This window comes from Halorubrum sp. SD683, assembly GCF_002135045.1.
In the GTDB taxonomy this organism is placed as follows: domain Archaea; phylum Halobacteriota; class Halobacteria; order Halobacteriales; family Haloferacaceae; genus Halorubrum; species Halorubrum ezzemoulense.
Genome location: NZ_NEWJ01000124.1, coordinates 1 through 3,774 on the forward strand (window position 1 = coordinate 1; position 3,774 = coordinate 3,774).

Annotated in this window: 6 protein-coding genes and 1 pseudogene; 4 read left to right on the forward strand and 3 right to left on the reverse strand. The window is 70.9% G+C overall.

The annotated features are described in order from the left end of the window. Positions 1–158 precede the first annotated feature (158 nt). From B9G49_RS15765 to B9G49_RS15780, 4 genes are all read left to right on the forward strand, one after another. Positions 159–941 (forward strand): CBS domain-containing protein, encoded by a 783-nt coding sequence (locus tag B9G49_RS15765; protein ID WP_049932802.1) that lies wholly within the window; start codon positions 159–161, stop codon positions 939–941. 187 nt (positions 942–1,128) lie between these two features. Beyond that, the gene (locus B9G49_RS15770) at positions 1,129–1,377 is read left to right on the forward strand and encodes a glycine zipper domain-containing protein (RefSeq protein WP_086217003.1); all 249 of its coding nucleotides are present in this window, start codon (positions 1,129–1,131) and stop codon (positions 1,375–1,377) included. Between the two features lie 53 nt (positions 1,378–1,430). Further along, positions 1,431–2,369, forward strand: a complete 939-nt coding sequence (locus B9G49_RS15775) for an NOP5/NOP56 family protein (RefSeq protein WP_086217004.1) — start codon at positions 1,431–1,433, stop codon at positions 2,367–2,369. Then, entirely contained in the window at positions 2,362–3,000 is a 639-nt protein-coding gene (locus B9G49_RS15780; protein WP_049932809.1) for a fibrillarin-like rRNA/tRNA 2'-O-methyltransferase, read from the forward strand. Before B9G49_RS15775 ends, B9G49_RS15780 begins: the two co-directional genes overlap by 8 nt. Here the strand turns inward: B9G49_RS15780 and B9G49_RS15785 are convergent, their stop codons facing one another. The 3 genes and pseudogenes from B9G49_RS15785 to B9G49_RS16395 all read right to left on the reverse strand — a co-directional run. Then, positions 3,001–3,195, reverse strand: coding sequence for a helix-turn-helix transcriptional regulator (locus B9G49_RS15785; RefSeq protein ID WP_086217005.1), 195 nt, complete (start codon positions 3,193–3,195; stop codon positions 3,001–3,003). It abuts the gene before it with no gap. After that, on the reverse strand, positions 3,192–3,608 hold the full coding sequence (locus tag B9G49_RS15790; protein ID WP_086217006.1) for a DUF2178 domain-containing protein: 417 nt from the start codon (positions 3,606–3,608) through the stop codon (positions 3,192–3,194). Before B9G49_RS15790 ends, B9G49_RS15785 begins: the two co-directional genes overlap by 4 nt. 46 nt (positions 3,609–3,654) lie before the next feature. Beyond that, positions 3,655–3,774, reverse strand: a pseudogene (locus tag B9G49_RS16395) (IS1595 family transposase); the annotation flags it as partial.

Genomic DNA, 3,774 nt, shown 5'->3' on the forward strand with positions numbered 1-3,774 from the left:
GGCGAGTGACGGGCGGGCTGGTAGTGCCGGGCGTGGAGAGACACGATCGGGCGGGGAAGGACGGCCGAACGGCGAGGGCCGGTCGGGCGAAGAGTGATAGCCGCTCGGGACGCCGTCACCCCCGCCCTCTTTTATTCCGCGAGCGTGTACGGCGGACGATGAGCGGGAAACCGACGGTCGGCGAGTACATGACCCGGGAGGTGGAGACGGTCAGCCCGGACGAGACGGTGGCAACCGTCGCGCGCCGCATGGCCGACAGCGACGGGCACAACGGGTTCCCCGTCACGCAGGGCCGCACCGTCGAGGGGTTCGTCGCGGCGGGGGACCTGCTGCTCGCCGAGGACGACGCACCCGTTTTCACGGTGATGACGGAGGACCTGATCGTCGCGCACCCCGATATGAAGGTGACCGACGCCGCCCGCGTGATCTTGCGCTCGGGGATCCAGCGGCTCCCGGTCGTCGACGACGCGGACAACCTCGTCGGGATCATCTCGAACACGGACGTGGTCCGCTCGCAGATCGAGCGCGCGACGCCCGGCAAGGTCGGGAAGCTGATGCGCACCCTCTCGCAGATCCACGGCGTCGACCTCGACGAGGAGCGCCGCGAGGTGGCGATCGCGGACCTGACGCCGACGCAGGCCCGCGTGTACGCCGACGAGCTGGAGGGCCGGCAGTACGAGCTCGAACACGGGCTCGCGGAGCCGCTCGTCGTCATCGACAACGACGGGACGCTCTACCTCGCCGACGGGCATCACCGGGCCATGGCCGCCCGTGAAGCGGGCATCGAGTCGATGGACGCGTACGTGATCGTGCCGCGAACGCCGGTCGACCTGGGGATGGCGAAGACCGCCGAGAAGGAGGGCCTCCGCGTCGTCGACGACATCGAGATCGTCGACTACGCGCGCCACCCCCTCGTGGAGACGACGAAGCGGCTTCAGTGACCAGCAGGGGCACGGCCCCTTTCCGGCCGAACCACCGAAGCGACTTCTCGCCGCGCCCCGACCGCGAAGCGCCGAATCGCACTTCGTTGACCGTACCGGACCCCGTCGACCGCGCAGAACCGTATCAGTGGGACCAATCCGTGGCTTTCCCAGACACACTTTTATGAGCCGACAAGAAAGGAGAGGTATGGGATCACGAATCCGAACGGCGTTGAGCAGGGCGAAGTACGCGGCCGTCGGCGCCGCGGTGGGCGCCGCGGTCGGCGGACTGTGGAGCCGGAACGCGGCCAGCACCGGCGGCGCGCTCGGCGGGCTGGCGGGCGCGACGCTCGCGGAACTGAAGTCCGGCGCGGGCGGGCTGTTCGCCGACGACGGTGACGACGGAGGCGACGCCGACGATCTCGGCGATGGCGCCGAGGTCGACGCGGCGGCGTAACCTGCGGGTCGCATCGGGAACGTCTATACCGTCGGGGCGAGTAGCCGCCGGCAATGAGCGACACCGACGCCGGACCGGACGCGAGCGCGGCGTCCGACGGCGCGGAGGGCTGGTTCGAAGCGCTACCGTCGGGCGCGACCGAAGATACCGATACCGAGAGCGACGCCGCGGCGAGAGCCGCGGCGCGGGTGCGCGAGGGAACGGCCGCGTCGCCCGCCGACTGGCCCGTACGCGCCGTCGAGTCCGGGGCCGCCGACTCGACCGACGAGTACTACGACCGGCTCAAGGCCGCGGCGACGCGCGCGACCCGCGAGGCGGTCCGCGAGCGGGAGCGCGCCGACGACGCGCAGCTGATTCACGCGGTCCGGGCCATGGACGACGCCGAGCGCACCGCGAACGAGCTCGCCGAGCGCGCCGTCGAGTGGGCGGGGAGCCTCTTCGACGAGGTCGAGCCGGGGATCGAGGGAGCGCGAGCGGTCGCGGCGCGCGAACCCGAGAGCGAAGTCGAGCGGCGGGCCGTCTCGCTCGCGGCGCGCGCCGCCGAACTCGACGACGAGCGGGCCGAGCTCGCGGAGACGATCGGTCGGACTGCGCCCGCCGTCGCCCCAAACCTCTCCGAGATGGCCGGCCCGGAGCTGGCCGCGCGGCTGATCGCGCTCGCCGGCGGGTTAGAGTCGCTCGCGAAGAAGCCGTCCGGCACGGTCCAGGTCCTCGGCGCCGAGGACGCGCTGTTCGCGCACCTCTCGGGGCGGGCGCCGTCCCCGAAGCACGGGATCATCTACACGCACGAGTACGTCCGCGGCACCCGACCCGCTGACCGCGGCTCGGCCGCGCGGGCACTCGCCGGGAAGCTGACGCTCGCGGCGCGCGCCGACCACTACGCCGGAGAGCGGCGGTCGCAGCTCCACGCCGACCTCCGCGAGCGGATGGCGACGATCCGAGCGCGGGCGGACACCGACGAGCCGGATGCCGCGGAGGCCGGCGATGAGTGAGCCGACCCTCCCCGACGGCGTCGAACGGCGTGAGATAGCCGGCGAGGAGCGGTTGGCGACCCGCGGCGAGCCGGTGTACGGCGAGCCGACCGCCGACGGCTGGCGCGCGTGGGACCCAGAACGGTCGAAGCTCGGGGGGATGCTCGAACTCGGGCTGGAGACCGGTCTGACTGGCGGCGAGACCGTCCTCTATCTCGGCGCCGCGAGCGGCACCACGGTGAGCCACGTCGCCGACTTCGCGGGCCCCACCTACGCGGTCGAGTTCGCGCCGCGCCCGGCGCGGGACCTGCTCGACGCCGCCGCGCCGCGCGACCGACTGTTCCCGCTGCTCAAGGACGCGCGGAAGCCGGAGACGTACGCGCACGTCGTCGAGCGCGATGTCGACGCCGTCGTTCAGGACGTGGCCACGCGCGGGCAGGCCGAGGTGGCCGCCCGCAACGCTCGGTTCCTCGCCGACGACGGGCGGCTGCTGCTCGCGATCAAGGCGCGCAGCGAGGACGTGACTGCGGCGCCGGAGGCGGTGTTCGAGGGGGCGCTCGACCGGCTCCGGGAGGCGTACGAGATCGTCGAGACGCGGCGGCTCGACCGGTTCCACGAGGACCACCTCGGCGTCGTGGCGACGCCGAAGTGATCAGTCGTCCGGCTCGAAGACGTCCTCGATCCGGCAGTCGAAGTGATCCGCGAGCGCGAACGCCAGCTCCAGCGACGGGTCGTAGCGCTCGCGTTCGATCGCGTTGATCGTCTGGCGGGTGACCCCGACGGCGGCGGCGAGGTCGGCCTGGCTCTCGTCGGTCTCGGTGCGTTTGTCAGGGATGTCGTTTCTCATGTGCGCCGCTTGTAGTAGAGATGGGACGCGCCGAACACGACGAAGACCCCGAAGAGGATCCAGGTCGCGCCGTAGAACTCGCCCGGGAGCGTGACGAGGCCGCTCTCCTGTAATGCGAGTCCGCCGGGCGTCCCGAGGACGAAGACGTATGCGAAGCCGTTCATCGTTGTCTGGCTGGCCTTGCGGCTGATGGTGCCGTCGCGCTCGTCGTACAGTTCGACGGGGCTGAACCGCTGGACGAGCCCCATGCCGAGGCCGCCGGCCCAATACAGGGCCACGCCGAGGACGAAGCGGTCGACCGCGATACCGATCCACAGGGCGAGGATACCGGCGCCGAGCAGACCGTACGCGATGCGTTTGTAGCGTTTCCGTGAGGAGGGCCGGGTCGTCGCGGAGGTCGTGTGTTCGCTCATGGGTGGAGGTAAAGCGAGCGGGCGTCGGTGTAAAGCTCGCTCGCTCTTATGTAGAACTACGGAAAGCCCCCATAACAAGGCAGTCGATGGTGATATCGACGGATGCGCCTGTGAGATTCAGCGATCTAATGATCCCGAATGTATGAGCGGCCTGTTCCAAGCCTTG

What these genes read in the sequence shown, in the direction of transcription:
- B9G49_RS15765 (WP_049932802.1), top strand. Translation starts at nt 159, where the DNA reads ATGAGCGGGAAACCGACGGTCGGCGAGTACATGACCCGGGAGGTGGAG.
- B9G49_RS15770 (WP_086217003.1), top strand. Translation starts at nt 1,129, where the DNA reads ATGGGATCACGAATCCGAACGGCGTTGAGCAGGGCGAAGTACGCGGCC.
- B9G49_RS15775 (WP_086217004.1), top strand. Translation starts at nt 1,431, where the DNA reads ATGAGCGACACCGACGCCGGACCGGACGCGAGCGCGGCGTCCGACGGC.
- B9G49_RS15780 (WP_049932809.1), top strand. Translation starts at nt 2,362, where the DNA reads ATGAGTGAGCCGACCCTCCCCGACGGCGTCGAACGGCGTGAGATAGCC.
- B9G49_RS15785 (WP_086217005.1), bottom strand. Translation starts at nt 3,195, where the DNA reads ATGAGAAACGACATCCCTGACAAACGCACCGAGACCGACGAGAGCCAG.
- B9G49_RS15790 (WP_086217006.1), bottom strand. Translation starts at nt 3,608, where the DNA reads ATGAGCGAACACACGACCTCCGCGACGACCCGGCCCTCCTCACGGAAA.